A 24,644-nucleotide genomic window follows, 5' to 3' on the forward strand; every position below is an offset into this window, starting at 1 on the left:
TTTCACGACTATTTCTTGATTCTGGGGTTCCAAAACGATGTTGACGCGCAAGCAGCAGGAACTGCTTCTCTTCATTCACGAACGCATGAAAGAGTCTGGCGTTCCGCCATCTTTCGACGAGATGAAGGATGCATTGGATCTGGCATCCAAATCCGGCATCCATCGTCTGATTACCGCGTTGGAAGAACGCGGTTTCATCCGCAGGTTGCCAAATAGAGCCAGAGCTCTCGAAGTCATCAAGCTGCCGGATGCCTATAATCCCAGCCTGCAGCAGCGCCGCGGCTTCTCGCCGAGCGTTATTGAAGGCAGCCTTGGTAAACCTCAGCCGGTCGCTCCGCCTCCGCCGCCGAAAGTGGCGAATGACGATCACAGCAGTTCGGTGTCTGTACCTGTAATGGGTCGTATCGCAGCTGGCGTGCCGATCTCGGCTATCCAGAACAACACCCACGATATTACCGTTCCCGCCGACATGCTTGGCGCAGGTGACCACTATGCCTTGGAAGTCCGAGGCGATTCGATGATCGATGCCGGAATATTCGATGGCGACACCGTCATCATCCGCAATTCGACAACCGCCAACCCGGGCGACATCGTGGTTGCTCTCGTCGACGACGAAGAGGCAACTTTGAAGCGCTTCCGCCGGAAGGGTGCCTCCATTGCCCTTGAGGCGGCTAACCCGGCCTATGAGACGCGCATCTTCGGCCCGGATCGCGTCAAGGTACAGGGCAAGCTCGTCGGGCTTATTCGCCGCTATCACTAACCGGTGACTTCGGCTCGATTGGCGCACCGAATGTACCTGTGCGCCAATCATAGGTTCGATGCCGCGTCCAGGGGCGCTGTGGATTTTCGAACGCAGTAGACACGATCGGCTTATCGCCACTCAGATCCATCTCCACCGATCCGGTTCGCCGCAGTGTGGCGCCGGTATAGAGCAAAGCACCCGAACGACACCGGTCGAGACGCAGGCGTATAGGCGTCACGACGATATTCGCCGTGTCGCAGGCCGGCGGCAAATAGGCAGCGTTTTCGATGGTCACCAATATGGTGCCATTCTCAAGCATCGCCACGCACCACGCACCTTTCTGGCACGCGAAACTTCCCTGCATCGTCCGATCGAGAGCCTCCTCCATTGCATTGCGAACCGCTTTCTGTTCGTCGGCATTCAGCCGGCGGCGGCGTTCCTTCTTGGTGACCTGAGGAAGCCGGCTATCGGCCGGAAGAACGGTCGGTGGCTGGTGGTCGGCCGCAACCATCGCTTTCTGCCATTGCTCGAAAATGAAAGCCTGCGGCCTTTCCCGATTTGTTGCCAGTATGTCGTCCTGCCTTAGCGCGACCAAAACGCCATCCTCGGAGATCATCAAATCAGGCTTGGGTACGCCGGAACCAAGTGCTGCTACCCCGACCGTGAGGAGCAACAGCAGAAAGCCAAGATGGCGCAGCTTGGTTCGCAACACACTCATGGCCAGAAAGCCGGCGATGAAAGTCGGCATCAACCAAGCCGGTTGCCGCCCGAAGGTAATATCGCCACCCCAACCAGCGACCGTCTTCGCGACAAGAATGACGATCTCCAGTCCCTCTCCGGTGACTTTCCAGAGCGGCCCATCGAGGCCGAAAGGCATCAGCAGCATCGCGGCCATGCCAAACGGCATGACGATGAAAGAGACGATCGGCATCGCGGCAAGATTTGCGGCCAGCCCGTATGTCGCCAAACGGTGAAAATGCTCTATGGAAAAAATGGCGGTTGACGCACCACCGATGAAGGATGTCGACACTATGCCGCCGAAGAAGCGCGAAACGAACAGCACCGGGCTCAGCAATCTCGACCTTGAAATTATGTTTTCGCGATGCTGCCGCCGTTTCCAGAGCGTATAACCGGACACCAGCGCCAGTGTCGCGGCGTAGGACATCTGGAAACTTGGCCCGAGCACTTGCGACGGCGATAGAACAAGGATGACGATCGCCGAGAGTGCCACGTTTCGAAGGCTGATCGATGGCCGGTCGAAGAGAACTGCGACCAGCATGATCGCCATCATGATGAAGGCTCGTTCGGCCGATACGCCGAAGCCGGATATGAGGTAGTAGGCCGTTACCGTGACCAATGCGCCGAATGCGGCAATCTTCTTGGTCGGCCATGCCTGCGCCAAGCCTGGAAACAGGCTGAACAGATAACGCAAGCCGATGTAAAAGATGCCGGCAGAGAGGGCCATGTTCAGGCCGGAAATGGCAATGATATGCGTCAGACCTGCCGTTCTCAGCGCCTCCGTCGCCTCGTCCAAGAGCGCCCGTCTCTCATCGGTGACAAGTGCTGCCGCGAAGGCGCCCGTGTCACCAGGCAAAGTCCTTCTGATCCTGTCGCCTATGCTGTTGCGAAGGCCGGCGAGCCAGATGTCCGCTCTGTCCAGCAACGAGCTTTCGGCTTCATCACCAGACGGAGATAATAGTGTCGGAGTGCCATAGGCAAAGCCATTCGCGCCGATGCCATTGAAGTAGGAACTGAACGCGAAATCGTTGAGGCGCGGCAGAGCTGGCCCAGCCGGTGGCGTCAGTCGGGCTCTGACCTGAATGCGATCCCCAAGGGTGAATGGCTCTGCCTGTTTGCGCACGAAGATGGTGACCCGCTCCGGCGGCCTGTGAATAGACGGTTTCTCCGTCGCGTCGATCTTGACGACGTAACGCCAGCGTCCATTGTCATAGGTCTCTCGCCTTTCGACCCGACCGGTAACGGTCGTCGTTACGGCCGAATCGAGCATGACTGTCGAGGCACGCCAGCTTTCCCACTGCGCAAGCGCCATGCCGAGACTCATGAGCATGCCGGCGAAAAGCAGATGCCGCAGCAGCCGGCCCGCCTCCGGCTTGAAAAGAAAACCGCCTGTGAGAAGCAGACATGCGGTTAAAACCGTCTGCGGAGGTGGATCGCTATCCACTCTAAACCAGAAAATCGCTCCGACACCCATATAGATCGGAGTGAGGAGAATGGCGCGGCCATGCACCGCCTCTTCTTCGACAAGCCGTCCAACAACGGCTCGCATATGGTTGAGGGCGAGATAAATCCGCGCCGCCAGGGATGCCTGATCTTGCGTGCGCTCCCGTTGTCCAGCATTGATGCGCGGGATGATTGTGGCAATGGCATGGCGTTGCCGCGAAGGCAGAACAAGGTCCCGGCCATCCTCTTGCTGCTCCGGTGCCTCCAAATTAGGCATTCACCGCCTGCCCCGCGCGAAACCACAGCTTTCGCGCGATTTTTGCCGTCACCGCTAGGTGATTTCAACCAAAATCGGCATGTTTGCGACGAAATAGATCTATCCGCGGTGCGTGGTATGACCCATGCGCCTAGTGCAGTGCCCAAAAGTTGATACTGCGATGCACAATTTGGCACTAGGATAACTTGGCATTAGGCTCTGGATCATATAGCTAGTCGGTAGTCGCTTAACCTTTTGGCGCTTTTTATGGCGTCAATCCCGCCAAATCTTGGAGGATCAGCATGACGGAACAAAGCGCGAAACTAACTTGGGGTGAGAAGACGGTAGACCTGCCGGTCAAAACCGGAACCATCGGCCCAAGTGTCATTGATATTGGTGCCCTTTATAAGAACACCTCCACTTTCACCTACGATCCTGGTTTCACCTCGACCGCGTCGTGCGAGTCCAGCATCACCTATATTGATGGCGACGAAGGCGTTCTGCTGCATCGCGGCTATCCGATCGACCAGCTGGCCGAACACGGCGATTTCCTCGAAGTCTGCTACCTGCTCCTTTACGGCGAACTGCCGACCGCCGCGCAGAAGAAGGACTTCGATCATCGCGTCGTACACCACACCATGGTGCATGAGCAGATGTCGCGCTTCTTCACCGGTTTCCGCCGCGACGCGCATCCGATGGCCGTCATGTGCGGCTGTGTCGGCGCCCTTTCGGCCTTCTACCACGACTCGACCGACATCACGGATCCGCATCAGCGCATGGTCGCTAGCCTGCGCATGATCGCCAAGATGCCGACGCTCGCCGCCATGGCCTACAAGTACCATATCGGTCAGCCGTTCGTTTATCCGAAGAACGATCTCGACTACGCATCGAACTTCCTGCGCATGTGCTTTGCCGTTCCTTGCGAAGAGTATGTGGTCAATCCGGTGCTGGCGCGCGCCATGGACCGCATCTTCATCCTGCATGCCGACCACGAGCAGAATGCATCGACCTCGACGGTTCGTCTGGCGGGTTCGTCTGGCGCCAATCCGTTCGCCTGTATCGCTGCGGGCATCGCCTGCCTCTGGGGTCCTGCCCATGGTGGCGCCAACGAAGCTGCGCTCAACATGCTCAGCGAAATCGGCACCGTCGACCGCATTCCGGAATTCATCGCCCGCGCCAAGGACAAGAACGATCCGTTCCGTCTGATGGGCTTCGGTCACCGCGTTTACAAGAATTACGACCCGCGCGCCAAGATCATGCAGAAGACGGCGCACGAAGTTCTCGGCGAACTCGGCATCAAGGACGATCCGTTGCTCGACATCGCGATCGAGCTGGAGCGTATCGCACTGACCGATGAATACTTCATCGAGAAGAAGCTCTACCCGAACGTCGACTTCTACTCCGGCATCACGCTGAAGGCTCTCGGCTTCCCCACGACCATGTTCACCGTGCTGTTCGCTCTCGCCCGCACCGTCGGCTGGATCGCTCAGTGGAACGAAATGATCGAGGATCCGCATCAGCGCATCGGTCGTCCGCGCCAGCTCTACACCGGCGCGCCGCTGCGCGAGTATGTTCCGGTTTCCAAGCGCTAAGTTTCGGAAATGACATTAAAAAAGCCGGTCAGAAATGACCGGCTTTTTTGTTGGATAAAACTTCGAGGACGATTGCGGCCGCCTTGTCGCCGGGCGGCTCCTCCGTTTGCATACGCTGCCAGACCAGATCGTAACCGGCCAGCATCGCCGCCAGCTCGGGAGTGTCCGTCGAGAGGCGCTCCATGTATCGGGCAAGCAAGCCGGGCCGCAAGACGTCATTGATGAGCTCGGGCAGGACGGCGTAGTCGGCAATGAGATTGGGTAGAGCCGCCGTCCAAACCTTGATGCGCGCCATCACGAACCTGGCGAGCCACTCCGTCTTGTACGTCGAGACGACAGGAACGCCCGCCAGGCCTAGTTCCAGAATCACCGTCCCCGACGCAGCCATCGCGGCATCCGCCAAAGCGAATGCCTCCCACTTTGCACGCTGGCCGACAAGAATTTCCGGCTTGGTGCTCCAGCTTTCAAGCAGCGACCGCACCAGAGCTTCTTGTTTCGGCACGGTCGGCAGCAGATAGCGGACCTTATCGTTTCTCCGGCTAAGCTCTTCGGTAGCCCGCTCAAAAACCGGCAGAAGCTGCCGGATCTCGGAGCCCCGAGAGCCGGGCAACAGAAGCACGGTTTTCGGGCCACTTCCTGCATTCGCATCGCGTATTGCGCGTCGGCTGCGTGTCTCCAACAGATCTGCGTCGGCAGTCAGTCGATGGCCGACATAGGTCGTCGCCGGGCCGCCCAGTCGCTGCATTGCTTCCGGCTCGAACGGCAGCACGGCCAGAACATGATCGACATAGGCGAGCATCTTCTGCGCGCGGTACTCCTTCCACGCCCAGACACTGGGGCAGACATAGTTGACAACGGGCAGATTGGGCAGAGCCTTGCGCACGCGCTTGGCGACGCGATGGGTGAAATCGGGGCTATCGATGATCAGAAGCACGTCAGGCTTTGCAGTGATAATCGCCTCGGCGGTCTGCCGGATGCGGGCCAGCAATTTTGGCAGCCGCTTGATGACCTGGATGAACCCCATGATGGAGAGTTCAGAATAATCGAACAGGGACTGCAGCCCCTGGGCTTCCAGCGCCTCGCCACCGACACCGATGAGTTCCACCGGTCCGCCATATCGCCGCTTCAGCGAGGCAACGAGGTCGCCGCCCAGCAGGTCGCCGGAAACCTCGCCAGCCACGACGGCCAGTTTCAAGGGCACCGCATTCAAAAGAAGCCCTCCGCGCTCAAGCCTCGATCGATGCCGCAGACGAAAATGCCGGCCTCGTCCGCGGCTGCAATCACCGCCTCGCGGTCGAGCACCAAAGCTCTGCCGGCCTCCACCGCAACACCGGCCAGACCGGCTTTCCTGGCGTTATGCACGGTGGATACGCCGATCGACGGCAGATCGGCGCGAACATCCTGTTGCGGCTTGCATAGCTTGACCAGCACACCACGGCGGCGTGTCGATATGCGGCCTTCCGCACGCAATTCTGCGACCCGTTCGATCATCTTGTCGGTGCCTTCGGCGCCCTCGAGTGCGACGACGCGACCGCCGACGCTGACCGCTCCCTGCCCGACATCCAGAAGCCCGAGCGCGTCGGCAGCCTTCGCGCCTTGGGCTATATCGCGCAGATCCTCATCCGAGGGGGAAAGCCGCCCGAGGGGACCGGTGGTCGCCAAGAGATCCGGCGCGATTTCATGCGCACCGACAACCCGAACGCCACCCGCTTCGATCAGGCGGATAACCATCTGCAGGACTGCGTTGTCACCGCCGGACAGAAGGGTTCTTATTGTGGAAGGCAGTTCCTTGATGACGCGCCAAGTGGGATGCACCTCTCGCCATGCAGGGCGACGTGCCACGCCGCCTGACATCACAACGCGATCGACACCGTAGCGGCGAAACGTTGATTCGAGTCCGGCAAAATTGCCGACGCCGAGATTGGCGTGATCGAAGCTGGACCAATCCCGATCCGCCTCGTTGGTCAAGGCGATGATCACCGGGTCTTCACCGGCCTGACGGGCGGCGTCAGCGACATAAACAGGCAAAAAACCGCTGCCTGCGATGATCGCCAGCCTGCCTCTGCCGCTTTGGCCGGCCGAACCCACGTCAGCTCTTGCCGCGATTGGGGGACGACAGCGCGCGATCACTATCGGCTGCGATGAAATCGAGGATCTCCATCACTTCCTTGCAATCGGCATACTCGTCACGGATGGCTGCCGCGTTGTCCCGGATCGAGCGCTCACCTTCGAAGATGCTCTTGTAGGCGCGTCGAACCTGGTGAATGACGGCACGTTCGATGCCTGCTCGCGTCATACCGACAATATTCAGCCCGGAAAGCACGCCAGGGTTTCCATTCAGCATGCCATAGGGAATGACATCGTAGCTTGCGGCGGAAAGGCCGCCGATAAAAGCCTGCCGGCCGATGCGGCTAAATTGATGCACGGCGCAGCCGCCACCGAAGATGACCCGATCTTCGACAATCACATGTCCCGCCAACATGACATTGTTCGACAGAATGACGTTGTTGCCGACGCGGCAATCGTGCGCCACATGCGAATTGGCCAGGAACAGGTTGTTGTTGCCGACAATCGTCTTGCCGCCGAAGTCGGCCGTACCGGTGTTGATCGTCACGCCTTCACGGATCGTGCAATTCTCGCCGACATCCAGCGTCGTCTCTTCGCCGCCGTGATGAACACTCTGCGGATCGCCACCAACGACGGCCATTGGAAATATCTTCGTTCCCTTGCCGATGGTCGTGCGACCGGTCACAACGGCATGGGTCAGCAGCTGCACATCGTCATGCAGCACGACCTTGGGGCCAACGTGGCAGAAGGGTCCGACCACGACATTCTCACCAACGACGGCACCATCCTCAACGACCGCGAGCTTATGGATGCGCGCGCTTTTTGCGATGCTGCTCATGCCTGGTTCTGATCCTTCCGCACGATCATGGCCCCGATATCCGCCTCGGCAACCAAGTTGCCGTCGACCTTGGCATCGCAATGGAATTTCCAGATCGTGCCGCGCTGCTTCAGCTTGACGACATGGAATTCGACACGATCACCCGGAACAACCGGCTTGCGGAAACGGGCATTGTCGATCGTCATGAAGTAGACGAGGTTTCCGCCGATGCCGTCTTTCTTCGCACAGATTGCCCCGGCCGTCTGAGCCATGCCTTCGATGAGCAGAACGCCCGGCATAATTGGCGTTTCCGGGAAATGTCCCGTGAACTGAGGCTCGTTGGCCGTAACATTCTTGATGCCGATCGCAGAATTGTCGCTGTCGATCTCAATGATCTTGTCGACCATCAGGAAAGGATAACGATGCGGCAACAGCTTCATTATTTCCAGAACATCGGCCGACGACAACGACGTCTTTGCTTCCTCAGTCATGCTCCGCACTCCCGTCCTTTTTATCCCTGGCTCCTGACCGCTTAGCGATCTCCGCCGATTCCCTTAGAAAATCCCACAACGGCCGCGCGGGAAGACCCGCATAGCGCTCGCCCGCTGGAATACTGTTCATAACACCGCTCTTGGCACCGATCTGCACGCCGTCGCCGATGTGGATGTGACCATTCAGGCCAGCCTGCCCGCCGATCTGCACACCATCGCCGATCACCGTGCTGCCAGCGATACCGACCTGGCTGACGATAGCACAATGGCGGCCGATGCGAACGTTATGTCCGATCTGAACCTGGTTATCGATCTTGGTGCCCTCGCCGATCACGGTGTCATCCATGGTGCCGCGATCGATCGTCGTATTGGCGCCGATCTCGACATTGTCCTGAATGATCACCCGGCCGATCTGCACGATCTTGATCATGCCACGTGGTCCCGGCGCATAGCCGAAGCCGTCCTGGCCGATCCTCGCGCCATTGTGGATGATGACCCCGTTTCCGAGATAGGCGCAAAGCACGCTAGCGCCACCGCCGATGCTGCAATTGCGACCGATCTTCACGCCAGGCCCGATAAGAGCGTTGGCGCCGATATAGGTCCCCTCACCGATTTCGGCGCCCGCGCCGATGACTGCGCCGGGCTCTACGCCGATATTCGCCTCGAGCCTTGCCGTCGGGTCAATGACCGCAGCCGGTGAAATTCCAGTGGAATTCGATGTGAATGCGATGGGCCGCATGGCCTGCGGATGAAGCAATGCGCCAACGAGCGCAAAATCCGTATGCGGCCGCTTCGACAGAATGACCGGGACATGATCGGGAACAAAGGACCGCAAGGCAGGCAGGCAAATGATAGCCGAAGCCTTGCAAGTCTCCAGTTCGGAACGACTCTTCCGGGAAATAATGTAGCAAACATCGCCTTCACCTGCCCGGTGGACAGGAGCGATAGACCTGACGACGACCTCCGCAGAGGCCGTATCATCAAGTTCCGCCCCAAGGTATTCAGCCAACTGTTTTAAGTTGACGCCACCATGGGGCGGGAAAAAACCAGTATGTTCCATAAGCACCAGCTCCAGAACGGTGTTCAAGCCCGCAGTTCTGGACTGCCGATATCAGAACTGGTTGGCGATGCCAAACCGGAAATTCTGAACCTGGTCGTAATCTTGCTTGAGAACCGGCACAGCGTAGTCAACACGGATGACACCGAACGGTGACGACCAAATCAGACCAGCACCAAGCGAAGCTCGGAGCGAGCTGTCGTTGAAAACCGCATCGCCGAAGGAATTCGTCTTGTTACCGTAGAGCGTACCCGCGTCTGCGAAGGCAGCGATACGCAGACCGATATCCTGCGGAACGCCCGGCATCGGCATGCTCGCTTCAGCCGAAGCGGTAAAGTACGTCGTGCCACCGAGCGGGTTGTTATTGTTGTTACCCACACGAGGACCGATACCAGCATTCTCGAAGCCGCGGACTTCACGACCACCGAGGGTGAACTGATCGAAGACGTTCAGCTTGCCATCGGTCGGCAAGACGTAACCGGCACCAACCGTGAACGAGCCGATGATATCGGCCTCATCACTGATCATCTGATAGTAACGAGCCTTACCGCTCAGCTTGTAGAAGTTCGAGTCGCCGCCGAGGCCTGCAAATTCATGCGTGAACTTGGCGATGAGACCTTCACGCGGCAGATTCTGATCGTCCAGCGTGTTGTAGGTAAAGGTCTGCGAAACCGTCGACTGGGTCCAGGGACCGTTCTCAACAAGGTTGATATACGGAGCCGAAAGATTGTTCTGCCAATCGTTCGTGCCATCGTATGTCAGGCGCTTGTAGTTGTAACGCAGGGTCGTCGCCAGATTCTCGGTGATCGGCGCGGTGACGCGCAGCGAGAAGCCTTCTTCCGAATAGTCGTAGTAATCGTCGCTCGACGTCTGGTTCTTGAAGATATCGAAACCAGCAGCCAGACGATAGCCGAGGAAGTAGGGCTCGGTGAACGAGATGTTATAGGTACGATTGCCTTCCGTACCGGCACCTGCGGCGATACGGATATACTGACCGCGACCGAGGAAGTTCTTTTCTTCGACCGAAGCTTCAAGCAGCAGACCGCCGTTGTTGCCGACGGCGTAGCCGGCGCCGATACCGAACGAGCCAGTAGGCTGATCTTCGACGTTGACGATCACGACAACACGATCCGGAGCGCTGCCCTGTGCCGTCGAGATATCCACCTTGGTGAAGTAACCGAGAGCATCGAGACGGCGCTTAGCGCGCGTGATCATTTCCTGGTTGAAAGCATCGCCTTCGTTGAGGTCGAACTCACGACGGATAACGTAATCGCGCGTACGAGTGTTGCCGCGGATTTCGATACGCTCGACATAGGCCCGCTCGCCCTGGTCGACCAGATATTCGATACCGATCGTGTGACCGGTCAGATCGCGGTTGCCGCGCGGCGTGATGCGGGCAAACGGATAGCCGGCCGAAGCCACTCGCTTGGAAATGTTCTCGATCGAGGTCTGGATGTCCTTGGCGCTATAGACAGAACCCTTCTGGGTAATGACAAGCCCCTTCAGTTCGTCGGCATTAACGCCATCGACCGTCGAAACGACATTGATATCGCCGTAGGTATAGCGCGGACCTTCGTCGACGTTGAAGTTCAGCGTGTATTCGTTGTTCTGCTCGTTCAGCGTCGCATCGGCGCTGACGATGCGGAAGTCGGCATAACCGTGATTGTAGTAGAACTGACGCAGCGTATCCTGGTCGGCCTGCTGGCGCTCAGGGCTGTAGACGTCCTTACGGGTCAGGAACGACAGGAAGTTGCTCTTCTTCGTGCTGATGACAGAAGCAAGGCGACCGCTGCTGTAAGCCTGATTTCCCGAGAAATTGATCTTATCGATTTTCGTGCGATCGCCTTCATTGATGACGAAGGCGACGTTGAGGCGACCTTGCGCGACCTGGGCGGTCTGCGTCGTCACCTGCACGTCGTTACGACCGATGGACGCGTAGGCATCCTTGATGGTCTTGATATCGGCCTGAACGGTGGCTTCGTTATACGGACCGGCAGCATGGGTCTGGACGATGCCCTGAAGCTTGTCGTCCTTGATCTTGCGGTTGCCGTTGAAGACCACAGCGTTGATGAGCTGGTTTTCCTTGACCGAGATGACCAAGGTGCTGCCCGAAACGCTGATGTGGACATCGGAGAAATATCCGGTGGCATAAAGCTGCTTCACCGATGCATCGATGTCCCCGGGAGAGAAGCTCTTGCCGGGCTTGATCGTGATATTATCACGGACAGCCGTTGCCCCGATGCGTTCCGCACCACGAACATCGACCCGCTGAATCACAGCGGCTTCCGCGACTGAGGCAGAGGCAAGGGTGATAACACCAGCGCCCGACGCAACAACACCAGCAGACAGCGCTACCGCCGACACTGCGTTCAATAATCTTGAACCAGCCTTCATTTTCACTTCTTACCTTTTTTTCAGTCGTCCCCAGCCCCGAGCGAACCCGATTCCGGCCACGTGTGTCGTTTTACCCGCTTTTGACATACAAGCAAGGGAGCAAGTTAATTTCCGTTTACTTCATTTCAAAGCGTGACCCATTCGCCACTACAGCTTTGAAACATCGTAAATAAATCGTAATTTTCCTCTCGCTTTGCCCCTCTAGCCTAGCCGGGAACTAATATCGTTCCATGTCGCAAACACCATGAGTGAGAGCACCATCGCAAATCCAATTCGAAAAGCGATGTCCTGCGCCCTTGCACCCAAAGGTTTTCCCCTTACGGCTTCAATCGCATAGAACATCAAGTGCCCGCCATCAAGTACCGGCACGGGCATCAAATTTAATAACCCTATTGAAACAGAAAGTATGGCGGCAAATTGCAACACTGCGGAGAAACCCAGGGTTGCCATCTGGCCGGACATTTGCGCAACCCGGATCGGGCCTCCCAGCTGATCGGCCTTCATGTAGCCGCCGATGACATTGCCGAGGTATTCGAACGTGCCGGAAACGATGCTGCCGGTCTGCTTGACGCCCTCACCTATCGCCTGGAACGGTCCGTAAGACTGATAGCGCAGCTTGGGCGGCTTCTGACCATCGGTAACGCCGATGCTGGCGATTTTCGTCGGAGCGCCGAACGCATCGAGTTCCTCTGTCATCTTCGGCGTCACCGCCACGTCGCGCGTCTGACCATTGCGCTCGACGGACAGCGAGATGGACTTATCGACATGAGCGGCTGCATAGCGCTGCACTTCGCCGATGGAGCCGACAGCGCGTCCATCCACAGAAAGAATGCGGTCACCGAGCTCCAGCCCCGCGCCTGCCGCCGGGCTATCCGATGCGATCGATCCGATCAGCGGATCGATCGGCCCGATACCGATGCTGCCGACATCCTTCTTGTTGCCGGAGGCATCGATGTCGATCACCGTCTCGGGGACGATCGGAAAATCGCGCATCTGTCCGTTGCGCTGCACGGTCAGCACGACGCTCTTGCCTGGATGATCGCTGACGTAGCGACCGACCTCGTAGTAGGTGGCAACATTCCTGCCGTCGATGGCGATCAATCGATCTCCGGGCAGTATACCGGCTTTTGCGGCCGGCCCGACCGGCTCGACTGCGGTCACCAGCGGATCGACAAGCGCGATGCCGATGCGGCCCATCTCCATCTTGTTGCCGAACTGATCGGTGTCTTCGACCAGCTTCGGCACGATCTGGAAATCGCGCTTCTGCCCGTCGCGCTCGACCGTGAGAGCGATCGTGCGGCCTGGACGCAGACCAACGTAACGCTGCACCTCGTCGAAAGTGGTCACATTGGCGCCGTCCACGGCCACAAGCCGATCGCCGGGCTCTATGCCGGCCTCAGCGGCTGCACCGTCACGCGTCACCATGGCAACGACAGGATCGGCTGCCGTGCGGCCATAGACGCTGAAGAGCACTGCAAAGATCGCTATGGCGAGAATGAAATTCGCAATCGGGCCCGCTGCAACCGTCGCCGCTCTCTTCCAAAGCCTGGCACCGGCAAAGGATTGCGCGCGCTCCTCTTCGGTCATCGCGGAGAGCTGATCCGTATCGGTCTTGCTGGAGGCATCCTCGTCGCCGAAAAAGCGCACATAGCCGCCAAGCGGTATCAGCGAAAGCTTCCAGCGCGTACCGTGCCTGTCGGTGAAGCCGGCAATCTCCGGGCCAAAACCGATAGAGAACGCCATGATGCGAATGCCAGACCAGCGACCGACGAGATAGTGGCCCATTTCGTGCACGAAAACGAGCAACGACAAGACAAAGACAAACGTGATGACGTTGTTTGTCAAGAAACCGATGAAGCCTGCCGCACTACCCATGCAACGATCCTGTTCGTGTGAGAGCCGTTCGGCTTCACTGAAACCTGAACCGCTCCATCTTTCTGTTTTCGCAATTCCGCGCGGAAAACCGCTGCGCACTTTTCCTGGAATTGCTTTGGTATCAGACCCCGAGCAGAACGCCGCCCAATGACAAGGTCTCGCCGCTCATTGTCAGCGATATTACGATAGCCAACAAAAACGCTGCAAAACAAGCAAAAATTAGTCCGTCGACCCGATCCATGACGCCACCGTGCCCGGGAATCAGGTGGCTTGAATCTTTTACACCGAAGCGACGCTTCATGAAGGACTCGAATAAATCACCAACCTGACTGCAAACGGACAGCACCAGCGCAAGCACTGGAATCCTGAGGTCGTCGGCGGAGAAGTAGCTCCAGACGACAGCGGTTCCGGCGATAACGGCCGCAACGGCGCCTCCGATCGCACCCGACCAGGTCTTGCCCGGCGATATGCGTGGCGCAAGCTTCGGACCGCCGATCGCGCGGCCGACGAAATAGGCGAAGATATCGGTTGCCCAAACGGTCGCAAAGATGAACAGCATCAACACGAAACCGCGAAGATCCTCGTCGCGAATCTCGGAAAGGGCAATCGCGGTCAGGCCGGAATAGAGTATGCCCCCGGGCAGCCACCAACTTTTCTGACGAAGAACGACCATGATCGCCGAAACGACGACAAAGGCGGCCAGAACCTCCATGGAGTAGACCGATTCGCCCGTTACCGTCGCGCCGGCAATCAACACGATACCTACCCAGCCGAGCGCGTTTCCCCGCGGGTCGCTGCCGTGCAGGTCGGATATGGTCGACCACTCATAATAAACGAGCAGGCTGATTGCTGCCGCCAGAAGCCGAAAACTCAATCCGCCATACCAGGTAGCGGCAAGAACGATCGCGGCAAGGACGATGCCGGAGATGATGCGTAGCCTGAGTTCGCGGCTCATCAGGACCCCACCGCCGCCGCCGGCTTGGCGGAAAGCCCGCCAAAGCGCCGGTCGCGCGCGGCATATTTCTCCAGCGCTGCAAAGAAGAGATCGCGGCTGAAATCTGGCCAGAATTCAGGCATGAACATGAATTCCGAATAGGCGGCCTGCCAAAGCAGGAAGTTCGACAGCCGCTCCTCGCCGCTGGTGCGGATAATCAGGTCGGGATCGGGAATCCCGGCGGTATCCAGACGGGCGCCAACCAATTCAGGGCTGATGTCCTGCGGACGCAAGCGCCCGGCCTCGACGTCCTTCGCCAGGCTGGTGAAGGCGCGCGCAATTTCGTCGCGCGAGCCGTAATTGAAAGCGATCACCAGAGTGAGAGCCGTATTGCTCCTGGTGGTTTCCTCGGCTTCGAGCAACAATGGCAGGATATCGCCGCGCAGATTGTTGCGATCGCCGATGACCCGGATCCGCACATTCTGGCGATGAAGCTCGGCGAGGTCCCGTCGTATGAATGCCTTCAGCAGACCAAGGAGATCGCTCACCTCGGTCTCGGGGCGGCGCCAATTTTCGGAAGAAAAGGCGAAAAGCGTCAGATATTTAATGCCGATGTCGCCGGCTGCCCGCACCGTTTCACGCACAGCCTCAACGCCCTTGCGGTGGCCCATGGTGCGCGGCAGGCCGCGCGCGTTGGCCCAACGCCCGTTGCCATCCATGATAATGGCAACGTGTTCGGGTACGACGGAGAACGTAGGAGCTGACATTTGGATCCGGTTTCGTTCGGCAGAAGATTCTCTGGCCTCGCAATCTAGGGCGCAGTTGTCGCTTTCAAGTGTTTTCAGACAGAAAGCGCCACGCCCCAGCGTACGATCAGACGTGCATGATTTCCTTTTCTTTATCGGCTAGCAAGCGGTCGATCTCGGAAATCGTCTCATCCGTCATCTTCTGCACACGCTCTGATAGCGACCGGCTCTCGTCCTGGCCGATCACGCCATCCTTTTCCGCCTTCTTGAGGCCATCCATGCCGTCGCGGCGCACGTGGCGAATCGCAACCTTTGCCTTCTCGGCATACTCATGGGCAACCTTTACCAGCGAACGGCGGCGCTCTTCGTTAAGTTCCGGCAGCGGAATACGCAGGTTCTGGCCGTCCATGATCGGATTGAGGCCAAGATTGGATTCGCGGATCGCGCGCTCGACAGCGCCGACCATCGACTTGTCCCAGACCGATACGGTCAGCATGCGCGGCTCCGGCACGGTGATGTTGGCGACCTGGTTCAGCGGCATGCGCGAACCGTAGGCTTCGATCGTGACCGGATCAAGAATATTGGCGGATGCGCGCCCGGTGCGCAGCGAGGCGATGTCGCTCTTGAATGCCGCAATGGCGCCGTCCATGCGACGCTTCAGTTCCTTGAGATCGGTTGCTTCACTCATGTCTATGCTCCCCTGTAACAAGGCGACACCGGTCTCCCCGGCGCCACAGGAATGTCAGTTGTCTGATACGATGGTCTTACGGCCGCCGCCGGTCAAGATTTCAGCGAACTCGCCCTTCTCATGGATGGAGAAGACGATGATCGGAATTGAGTTTTCCCGCGCAAGCGCAACGGCGGCGACGTCCATGACCGCCAGTCCCTTCTCGAGCACCTGACTATGGGTCAGATGGTCGAAGCGCTCCGCATCGGGGAATTTCTTCGGATCGGCCGAATAGATTCCGTCGACCTGTGTACCCTTGAAGATAGCCTGCGCACCCATTTCCGCGGCGCGCAGCGCTGCCGCCGAATCGGTGGTGAAAAACGGATTTCCCGTGCCGCCGGCAAAGATCACAACGCGCCCGAGCGAGAGATGGTAGAGCGTGGCGCGCTGCGAGAAGCTCTCGCAGATCTCCGGCATGGAAATGGCCGAGAGCACGACGGTCTCGATATCGAGTTTGCGCAGTGAGGTTGCCAGGGCCAGTGCGTTTATGACGGTTCCGAGCATCCCCATGTGGTCGCCGGTCACGCGGTCGCCACCCTTGGAAGCCACGGCTACACCCCGGAAAATATTGCCTCCGCCAACCACGACACCGACCTCGACACCCATGGCGCGCGCAGCCGCGATGTCGGAGGCAATCCGGTCCGCGACGGTGACGTCGATGCCAAATCCCTGACTGCCCATCAGAGCTTCACCGGAGGCCTTGAGCAACACGCGCTTGTAGATCGGCTGGGACATGGTAGCTCCTTGAAGTGATCACCGGGGGTATGATTGTGAATGCCGGATACACGAAGGGCACCGCGTTGTCACGCGATGCCCTGATGTTTTCCCTGATATGGTTTCACCAAACCGGGATATGGCTTCTTTTGTTAATCAGCCCTTGGCGACAGCTGCAACTTCGGCAGCGAAGTCGGTTTCTTCCTTCTCGACGCCTTCGCCGAGGAGCAGACGGGCCATGCCGACGACTTCGATCGCGGCGCCAGCGGTCTTTTCAGCTTCCTTGATGGCAGCACCAACCGTCAGGTCCGGGTTGATGACGAAAGCCTGCGAGAGAAGAGCGACTTCCTCGAAGAACTTGCGCATGCGGCCTTCCACCATCTTTTCAATGATGGCTTCCGGCTTGCCGGATTCGCGGGACTGTTCGATGAAGACGTTGCGTTCGCGCTCGGCGACGGCGGCGTCGACTTCTTCGGCACGGATAGCGAGCGGGTTGGTAGCAGCGATGTGCATGGCAACCTGACGCCCGATCGAGGTCAGAACGGCCTTGTCACCGACCGACTTCAGAGCAACGAGAACGCCCAGCTTGCCGATGCCGTCGCCGGCAGCGTTGTGGATGTAGGTCGCAACGACGCCGTGCTCGACTTCGAGCTTGGCGGAGCGACGAAGTGTCATGTTCTCGCCGATGGTTGCGATCGCGTCCTTGATGGTGTCGGCGACCGGCTTGCCGGATGCCGGATAGGTCGCAGCCGAAATGGCTTCAACAGTGCCGTCGGTGGACAGCGCTACTTCGGCGATGCCGCGAGCAAGGTCCTGGAAGGCATCGTTGCGGGCAACGAAGTCGGTTTCGGAATTGAGTTCGATAACAACGGCCTTGTGACCGGCGCCGGCAATAGCGACCAGGCCTTCAGCGGCGGTGCGGCCGGACTTCTTGTCGGCCTTGGAGATGCCCTTGGCGCGCAGCCAGTCGATCGCAGCTTCGATGTCGCCGTTGGTTTCGGTCAGCGCCTTCTTGCAATCCATCATGCCTGCGCCAGACTTTTCGCGCAGTTCCTTCACCAATGCAGCCGTAATCTCGGTCATAAGCTTCCTCTTGTCGGTTCATACGGTGCGGCATGCGGCTTTGAGCCGAAACGGCACCGATTTGAGAGACGAAATGTACCCGTAAGTATGACAGCGTTATGAAGCCGCGTCATACCGTGGAATTCTGTTTGGATCATGCCCGGATTTTCGCCTACAGCGCCGTGCGTCACGGGGGACGCGCAAAGGTCGCTGTAGCGCTCAAATCAGCTGAATAACTTACCTTAAATCGATTCCGCTTTAAGGAATTATGCAGCGGGCGAAGCGTTATCAAAAACGCGATAAGGCCGCTCGAACTTGTTGAAGTCGCAAACGGCCTTATCCCGGATGTCATTGCGCTTGGGCGGACAGTCTACTGCCCGCCTCGAGGCGCGATCAGGCTTCGGTGCCGTCCGCCAGGGTCGGCTCGATCGGGGCTTCCTCGGAAGCGCCGAGATCACGGCCGGATGCACCCTGCTGGCGAGCGATGCCGTCGATGGCAGCGCGCGAGATCAGGTCGCAATAGAGAGCGATGGCGCGCGAAGCGTCGTCGTTGCCCGGGATCGGGTAGTCGATCAGGTCCGGATCGCAGTTCGAGTCGATGATGGCAACGACCGGGATGCCGAGGCGCTTGGCTTCGTCGATCGCGATCTTTTCCTTGTTGGTGTCGATGATGAACATCAGGTCCGGCGTGCCGCCCATGTCCTTGATACCGCCGAGGGCCTTGTCGAGCTTTTCGCGCTCGCGCTCAAGGTTCAGACGCTCCTTCTTGGTGAAGCCCTGGGCTTCGCCGGAGAGGATTTCGTCGAGCTTGCGCAGACGCTGGATCGAGTTGGAGATCGTCTTCCAGTTGGTCATCATGCCGCCGAGCCAGCGAGCATTGACGTAGTACTGAGCCGAACGCTTTGCGCTGTCGGCGATCAGTTCGGACGCCTGACGCTTGGTGCCGACGAACAGAACGCGGCCGCCACGAGCAACGGTGTCGCTGACAACCTGCAGAGCGCGGCTCAGCAACGGAACCGTCTGAGCGAGGTCGATGATGTGGATGTTGTTACGATCGCCGAAGATGTACGGCTTCATCTTCGGGTTCCAGCGGTGCGTCTGGTGGCCGAAGTGAACACCTGCTTCGAGAAGCTGGCGCATAGAAAAATCGGGCAATGCCATGCCTTTATATCCTTTTCCGGTTGAACCTCCGCAAGGCGAACAGCATCCTCTTCGAGAATGCCACCGGGCGGAACGATCCGGATTTCTCCCGGACAATCCCATGCCTTACGTGTGGAATGCGGGTGCCCATACATTCGATTTGCCGGGAATGCAAGGCTTTGGTCTAAAAAATCCGCCCGACCCTGCCCTCAAGCCGACAGTTTGTCGAGCAGCGCCAGCATGACATTGGCGTCCGGCATCGGCAAGACGGCATCGATTTCCGCCGGCAGAAGGCCGGCAATGGCGCTGTCGGCATCACCGGTGACTGTTCCCAGCGGCCCGCGAAAGCCATGCTTGGTCCAGGCGAGTTCCTGCAGCCGCGGGCTGATCAGCGCTTCGATCATCCGGTCAACCTGCTCGTCGATGGCGATGAGGGGATGGGAGGAATAGACCGTCGGATGTGGATAAAGCACGACTGGCTTCGCGCCGCTGCTGGCCTGGATTCTCTTCCAGCGTTGCGGATCGGCGAGAATCCATTCCACCAGCTGATTCTCATAGCCGACAATCATCGGCTCGCCACCGATACCGCCCGCCAGATACTGCTCGAAGAGCTTGCCCGAAGACGACGCCTTGAAGCCCATGTTGCGGAAGATGGCCTGCGTCTTGTCGCCGAATTGCGCAAGACTGGCGGCACTGGCGACATTGCCGCTCAGCAGGCTGAGCACCAGACCGGCGAACATGAAGCCCGAATTGGAACGGTTGGGATCGGTGGAAACGATCCTCGATTGCCCATAAAGTGCTCCGACGCCGAGCTTCGACCAGCTCGCCCCGGAAAGCACGGCATCCAGCAGCGCCTTCAGATCGAGCTGATGCTGTCCTTGCGATGTCGTCGTGACGAGTCCGGCTTTGGTCAACCCTTCGACCACAGGCTGCCAGGAGTAGACGACAACGGGTGTGTTCAGAATCACGCGGTCGTTGCGGATCTTGATGCCGTTCTGCCTGGCGATATCGACCATGATGGAAGATGAGGGCCACAGAAAGGACGGCGTCTGCGAGAGAAGCGCCTGCTCCCGCACCATTTCGACGGAGCCGGCGACGCGGCTGTTGATCTCAAGCCCGTGGCCGTGCAGCGCCGAAATCACATCCGGATCGGCAAGGAATGCTTCCTTCTCGCCGCCGATGAAGCCGAACAGCTTCGTGCGATTGCCAAGCAGCCCCTGCAGTTCTGGCCGATCCTTGACGGCGAAATAGCCGCCAGTGCCTGCAACACCGGCGGCAAGAAGCCCTACTCCGAAAGCGCGGCGGGAAATAGCCATCAGCGTCTTATATCCTCTTTGAGCGATGCCTGTATGAGACGCAGCTCGGTATCAAGCGTATCGAGCCTGTCGTCGACCAGGCTGTCGGAATAGTGCACGAAAGCGTCTTCGAGTTTGGTCAGAACCAGATCGACTTCCTGAAGGCGGGCAACATCGGGTTGACGCTTTGCCTCGAGTACCGCGAAACCCTCTGCCACTTCGGCTGCGCGCGGCAGATAGTAGCTGAGGAACCGCCTGACCGTGGCGGCGCTTTCCGGGTTGGCTTCCACCTTGGCAAACACATCGGCGGCAATCTCCGCCAGGTGTCGCACCCGCTTTGCAGCCTCCTTGCTGGAGATCTGAGTGGCAGAAGCCTCCAGCCTACGCGCGGCAGGCGCTGCGGAATTCAGGAGATCGCGGGCGAACTCCAGTCGTCCCCGGCCAATAGCGTTGGCATCCAGCCCCTCGAAGAGACCCCGTGGTGCCAGCACGAAGATCAGGCCAACGAAAACCAGGACGCCGATAACGGCGGCAATCCATATCGGCATGCCTGCCAGGAAGCTCAGCGCAGGAACCACCACCGCGGCGGCTATCCCCGCCACGATCCAATTCCAGTCATTGCCGAACCAGTTGCGCATTGCTGTCCTTGAGCCTTTCCGCCCTTCTTCGAAGCGCGAAAAGGCTCCATCCTTTTGTTATCACGCAATTCCAGACGGAAAACCGCTGCGCACTTTTCCTGGAATTATTCTAGTTGTAGCCGCGGACCGCCCGGAATGCGCTGACCAGATCACCGCGGCCATCGAAGACGCGTCCCGAGGTCTCCTGCGCGAGGGCATCCAGCTGCCGCTTGTCCGCATCGCCGAAGGTGATGCCGAACACCGGCACGTGCGGATTCACCGATGCCCAGCGGCTCATGAAATCGCGATTGGCATCATCGGACTTTCCGTCGGTCATGATGACGATGGCAGGCAGATAGGACGGCAGGTTTTGCGTGCCTCTCATCCAGTCGAGCGCCTTGCTTGCACAGGCATACATATCCGTACCGCCGCCTGCTCGCTGGCGGGAAACCCTATCGACAAGCATCTTCTGCTGGGCTGGATTTCCCGAACCTTCGTAGGTCGCGCGCACATTGGCGTCGAAAGGAATGACCATGATGCGATCGGCAGGCGTCCATTGCGCCAGGACCTTGCCGGTTTCGTCCGGATTGAACAGGAACCGCATTGCTGCCTGCAATTGCCCCTCGCCCTGACCTTCCATCGATCCGGAAAAATCCAGGCAGAGGGCGGTCAGCGACGGTTTGCGCAATACCACCTGATAGAGATCGAGCGCCTGACGGATAACGGCGGGCTCGGGCATGCGAACAGCGGTGACCAATCGGGTCGGATCGAAATTCCACGAGGGATCGGGCTTGGCGGAGACGTCAGCAAGCGGAATGCGGCGGCCCGTATCAGCGATGCGCTTCTGCACCGGAGCGGATCGGAGATATTCGGCGAGCTGGTTGAAGAAGGTCTCCACCTCCTGCCCTCGCCCGTGATCGACGAATCCGATCGGTGAATCGGCAACCACGACGCCATCGGCTGGATAGATGGCATAGAGCGGCTCCTTGCCCATGCCCACCAGCTTGTCGTTGGTTTCCTTGAGGACCGCCTCGTAGTTCCACATGGCGTCGTAGAGAACGCCCTTCCGCGCCGAATCCGTATAGAGATCCGCGAGCCAGCCCGAAGAGCCGGAAGAACGCTCGACACCAGCAAGGAGCGAACGCACGGCGTCTCGAACCTCGGGCTTGTCGAGATCCCCCGGCTCGATGACAGGCTTGTTGCCAAGCGCGCTCGACAACATACCGAGATAGGCGCTGGCGCCGGAATTGGATTGAGTGGCCGACGTCATGAGAAACTTCAGCGAGCCGTTCTTCACGGCCGCCAAGATATCCTTCATGTAAACCGGCTTGCCGGTCCAGCCGAGCGCATCTGCCTTGGATTTGCGCACGCCGAGAATGACCGGCATCTGCGCGACCGATGTAAGCGACTTCACCCGGCGCTTGGCGTCGAACATGTCGACCCAGACACTCGATGCCGGCCAGACGGCATCCTGATCGACACCTTTCTCGCTCTGGAGAGCAAGTCCGATATCCAAAGTGCCCTCGTAGGAGAAGCTGCAAGCAGCCTTCTTCTCTTTGCAGAACTCCTCGACGATCGGCTGAAGGACCGTATTCTCCGAGCCGGAGACGATCGAGAATTTCGGCCCCTGGCCGCCGACGTCGCAACCGCTCAGCACGATTGCTGCCATGAGCGTCAGACCGGTCACGAATGTGCGGATCATCATTACGTCACCGCGCCTCGATCATGGCCTTCTTGAGCTCAATGGTCATTTTCTGCATCCGCTGCTCGGCCTCGGCGCGCTTGGCGCGGCCATCCTCCTGCACCTTCAGCACGCCGCCGATCGTGTCGATCAGGTCGCGGTTGGCGGCGGCGAGCGTGTCGATGTCGACGATACCGCGCTGCGATTGCTGTTCGATGGCAATCGCCTGATCTTTCATCATCTTCGATGCCTGGCGGATCATGTCGTTGGTGGCGTCGGTCACCGTCTTCTGCAATTCCAGCGCGGACTTCTGCTGCGTAAGGCCGAGCAGGATCACCATCTTCTGCTTCCAGGCCGGCACCGTCAGCGCCGAGGTGGCTTGCAGATTTTCGATCAGGGTCTCGTCGCCGGCCTGCACGATGCGGATCTGCGGCAATTGCTGGATGCCGAGCTGGCGCGCCTGCTGCAGATAGAAGACCCGCTTTTCGAGACGATCGAGCGCCTGCAGGCTGTCCTGATAGATCTGCGCCTCCAGCATACCGCCGCCTGGATTGGCGGAGGCGGCGTCGGCAGCACTCTTCAAGCGCGGAAGTTCGGTCGTGCGGAAACGGTCGGCGAAGGTCTTGCCGGCTTCCACATAGGCGTCGAGCTGCAGGATGGACTGCTTGGTTTCCTCATGCAGATCATCGAGAAGGGCGATGTCACGGCGCAGAACATCCTTATGGCGGTCAAGCTCAAGACCGATGCGATCGATCTGGCCGGCGACATCCTCGAACTGCTCCTTGAAGCGCTCCAGACGCGCCCTGAACGAGGAAAACATCCGCGACAGGAATCCTTCGTCTTTCAGCGAGGCCGGATCGAGCTTCTTGGATTTGACGATGATATCGGTCAGCAGCTTGCCGACTTCACCGAGATCGCGGTTGCGGACCTCGCGCAAGATACGGTCGGAATAATCCGAGACGGACTGCTGTGCGCGATCGCCGTACACGGAGATGCCGGCCCGATCGGTCAGATCGATGGTATCGCCGATACGGGCGATCTCCGCCGGGTCAGCGGCTACAGCCGGCAGCGTCTCGTGGGAAGCGGCTGGGATATCGGCATTGCTCATAGGTCGCGCTTTCTCGTCGATAACACGGAGCCGACCGCAAATTTTCAATCGCCCCCAAGACGATCATTCCCCCGCGCGCCCCACCACAATTCCAGATCGGCACAGGTGTGAAATAGACTCACCCCTGCGTGCCGACCGTTTCACACAATAGTGAAACTTGGATCACAGTTTTATGACGATAGTTTCGCGCCTGGCGCGCTGGCGGAGAGCTACTGGCATGCCTTGGTGTCGAGGACCTCAAGCTTGGTGAGCTTGCCGGTCAAGGAGAAATCGCCGTAATCCATGGTGAGATCCCTGGTTATGCCGTTCTCATAGAGCTTGAACGACATGCGGTAGACCGGCATGGCGTCACCGGTGGACTTCTCGTTGAAATAAGCGACCGTGACCGGCCAGAAGGCCGTGGTGGCGAAAGCACCCGCCTTGGCGGCGTCGGGATCGTCCTTCGCCGGCGTCTGCTCCTTACCCACCACAGTGGTGGCGATCAGTGGCTTGTCGCCATCGTCGGAGCCATCGAAGACCTGCGCCTCGAAGAAGTTCTTGCCGAGCTTGGCATTGTGGATGATGTCGAGCATATGCTCCGTCGGAAAACGGCTCTCGATCAACTCGACCTGCTTGCTATGCGGCTGGGTGAGATCGACTTTTATACCCTTCTGGTCGTCGACCGCAGCGCCCCGCACGTCCTTGTCGAGCTGGCTGTCGGTGTATGACTTGGTCTCGAAGCGAAAGATCCGCTTGCCGAGATCTTCGAATGTGGTGGTCTGCTGATCGCTGACGCGGGTGGAGTCGCCGGTGTCGATCTTCGTCACGAAGCGGAAGTTGGTGGTAAAGCCGGTGCAATCGGAACCGTTGAACTCATAAACCATGCGGCCGAACATGCCGGCAATGCCGGAGCGATCGGGAGCATCCTTCAGCTCCAGATCATAGACGGCGCGGTGCGCGATCAAGCCGCTCGGGCCGGCCGCATGAGCAGCCGTGGTCCCCAGTGACAGAATGCCCAGCCCCGAAACAACGGTGGCAGCAATACTCGAGCGGAACATTCATTATCTCCTGTTGGACTCGCACGCGATGTTATAAGAACGCTTTCGGCTGAAACGAGGCTGCCTGTTCCGATTGACGGAATTTAGTCTTGATGCCGGATTTTTGAAGTT

At 58.9% G+C, this 24,644-nt stretch carries 21 protein-coding genes; 2 read left to right on the top strand and 19 right to left on the bottom strand.

Annotation, left to right across the window (positions count from 1 at the left end; translation table 11 throughout):
* The first annotated feature begins 37 nt into the window (after window positions 1–37).
* Window positions 38–760: a transcriptional repressor LexA gene (gene lexA / locus ACIQJ2_RS14395; RefSeq protein WP_400672939.1), complete on the top strand. Its 723-nt coding sequence runs from the start codon at window positions 38–40 to the stop codon at window positions 758–760.
* On the opposite strand, the gene ACIQJ2_RS14400 is transcribed toward lexA, so the two are convergent.
* Window positions 741–3,200 (bottom strand): ComEC/Rec2 family competence protein, encoded by a 2,460-nt coding sequence (locus ACIQJ2_RS14400; RefSeq protein WP_400672936.1) that lies wholly within the window; start codon window positions 3,198–3,200, stop codon window positions 741–743. The genes lexA and ACIQJ2_RS14400 overlap by 20 nt on opposite strands.
* Before the next feature lie 281 nt (window positions 3,201–3,481).
* On the opposite strand from ACIQJ2_RS14400, the gene gltA reads away from it, so the two are divergent.
* A complete protein-coding gene (gltA, locus tag ACIQJ2_RS14405; RefSeq protein WP_199150101.1) occupies window positions 3,482–4,771 on the top strand; it encodes a citrate synthase in 1,290 nt (429 codons plus the stop codon).
* Window positions 4,772–4,799: 28 nt separating this feature from the next.
* On the opposite strand, the gene lpxB is transcribed toward gltA, so the two are convergent.
* From lpxB to ACIQJ2_RS14495, 18 genes are all read right to left on the bottom strand, one after another.
* A complete protein-coding gene (lpxB, locus tag ACIQJ2_RS14410) occupies window positions 4,800–5,981 on the bottom strand; it encodes a lipid-A-disaccharide synthase (protein ID WP_400672932.1) in 1,182 nt (393 codons plus the stop codon).
* Entirely contained in the window at window positions 5,978–6,859 is an 882-nt protein-coding gene (locus ACIQJ2_RS14415; RefSeq protein ID WP_199150099.1) for an LpxI family protein, read from the bottom strand. The genes lpxB and ACIQJ2_RS14415 overlap by 4 nt, the downstream gene beginning before the upstream one ends.
* Before the next feature lies 1 nt (window position 6,860).
* Window positions 6,861–7,676, bottom strand: a complete 816-nt coding sequence (lpxA, locus tag ACIQJ2_RS14420) for an acyl-ACP--UDP-N-acetylglucosamine O-acyltransferase (RefSeq protein ID WP_199087384.1) — start codon at window positions 7,674–7,676, stop codon at window positions 6,861–6,863.
* A complete protein-coding gene (gene fabZ, locus ACIQJ2_RS14425; protein WP_199150097.1) occupies window positions 7,673–8,146 on the bottom strand; it encodes a 3-hydroxyacyl-ACP dehydratase FabZ in 474 nt (157 codons plus the stop codon). The genes lpxA and fabZ overlap by 4 nt, the downstream gene beginning before the upstream one ends.
* Window positions 8,139–9,206, bottom strand: coding sequence for a UDP-3-O-(3-hydroxymyristoyl)glucosamine N-acyltransferase (gene lpxD, locus ACIQJ2_RS14430; RefSeq protein ID WP_199150096.1), 1,068 nt, complete (start codon window positions 9,204–9,206; stop codon window positions 8,139–8,141). Before lpxD ends, fabZ begins: the two co-directional genes overlap by 8 nt.
* Window positions 9,207–9,257: 51 nt before the next feature.
* Window positions 9,258–11,597 carry an outer membrane protein assembly factor BamA gene (bamA, locus tag ACIQJ2_RS14435; RefSeq protein ID WP_199150095.1) on the bottom strand — a complete coding sequence of 780 codons (2,340 nt, stop codon included), beginning with the start codon at window positions 11,595–11,597 and terminating at the stop codon, window positions 9,258–9,260.
* 201 nt (window positions 11,598–11,798) lie between these two features.
* Window positions 11,799–13,472, bottom strand: coding sequence for an RIP metalloprotease RseP (gene rseP, locus ACIQJ2_RS14440; protein ID WP_400672925.1), 1,674 nt, complete (start codon window positions 13,470–13,472; stop codon window positions 11,799–11,801).
* A gap of 121 nt (window positions 13,473–13,593) precedes the next feature.
* Window positions 13,594–14,427, bottom strand: coding sequence for a phosphatidate cytidylyltransferase (locus ACIQJ2_RS14445; protein ID WP_400672922.1), 834 nt, complete (start codon window positions 14,425–14,427; stop codon window positions 13,594–13,596).
* Window positions 14,427–15,173: an isoprenyl transferase gene (locus ACIQJ2_RS14450; protein ID WP_199150092.1), complete on the bottom strand. Its 747-nt coding sequence runs from the start codon at window positions 15,171–15,173 to the stop codon at window positions 14,427–14,429. Before ACIQJ2_RS14450 ends, ACIQJ2_RS14445 begins: the two co-directional genes overlap by 1 nt.
* A gap of 106 nt (window positions 15,174–15,279) precedes the next feature.
* A complete protein-coding gene (frr, locus tag ACIQJ2_RS14455; RefSeq protein ID WP_199087392.1) occupies window positions 15,280–15,840 on the bottom strand; it encodes a ribosome recycling factor in 561 nt (186 codons plus the stop codon).
* Window positions 15,841–15,894: 54 nt separating this feature from the next.
* Window positions 15,895–16,614: a UMP kinase gene (gene pyrH / locus ACIQJ2_RS14460; protein WP_092845165.1), complete on the bottom strand. Its 720-nt coding sequence runs from the start codon at window positions 16,612–16,614 to the stop codon at window positions 15,895–15,897.
* 135 nt (window positions 16,615–16,749) lie between these two features.
* Window positions 16,750–17,676 (bottom strand): translation elongation factor Ts, encoded by a 927-nt coding sequence (tsf, locus tag ACIQJ2_RS14465; RefSeq protein ID WP_199150091.1) that lies wholly within the window; start codon window positions 17,674–17,676, stop codon window positions 16,750–16,752.
* Window positions 17,677–18,048: 372 nt separating this feature from the next.
* Complete coding sequence (gene rpsB, locus ACIQJ2_RS14470; protein WP_092845161.1) at window positions 18,049–18,816, bottom strand: 30S ribosomal protein S2; 768 nt, start codon at window positions 18,814–18,816, stop codon at window positions 18,049–18,051.
* Window positions 18,817–19,004: 188 nt separating this feature from the next.
* Window positions 19,005–20,111, bottom strand: a complete 1,107-nt coding sequence (locus tag ACIQJ2_RS14475) for a hypothetical protein (protein WP_400672913.1) — start codon at window positions 20,109–20,111, stop codon at window positions 19,005–19,007.
* Window positions 20,111–20,728 carry a 5-bromo-4-chloroindolyl phosphate hydrolysis family protein gene (locus tag ACIQJ2_RS14480; protein ID WP_400672910.1) on the bottom strand — a complete coding sequence of 206 codons (618 nt, stop codon included), beginning with the start codon at window positions 20,726–20,728 and terminating at the stop codon, window positions 20,111–20,113. The genes ACIQJ2_RS14475 and ACIQJ2_RS14480 overlap by 1 nt, the downstream gene beginning before the upstream one ends.
* Before the next feature lie 109 nt (window positions 20,729–20,837).
* Complete coding sequence (locus ACIQJ2_RS14485; RefSeq protein WP_400672907.1) at window positions 20,838–22,412, bottom strand: substrate-binding domain-containing protein; 1,575 nt, start codon at window positions 22,410–22,412, stop codon at window positions 20,838–20,840.
* Window positions 22,413–22,416: 4 nt separating this feature from the next.
* On the bottom strand, window positions 22,417–23,496 hold the full coding sequence (locus ACIQJ2_RS14490; protein WP_400672905.1) for a toxic anion resistance protein: 1,080 nt from the start codon (window positions 23,494–23,496) through the stop codon (window positions 22,417–22,419).
* A 209-nt stretch (window positions 23,497–23,705) separates the two neighbouring features.
* Window positions 23,706–24,533, bottom strand: coding sequence for a cell envelope integrity EipB family protein (locus ACIQJ2_RS14495; protein WP_400672903.1), 828 nt, complete (start codon window positions 24,531–24,533; stop codon window positions 23,706–23,708).
* Window positions 24,534–24,644 lie beyond the last annotated feature (111 nt).

Origin of the sequence: Rhizobium sp. NPDC092011, from assembly GCF_044756305.1 — a bacterium.
Taxonomy (GTDB): domain Bacteria; phylum Pseudomonadota; class Alphaproteobacteria; order Rhizobiales; family Rhizobiaceae; genus Rhizobium.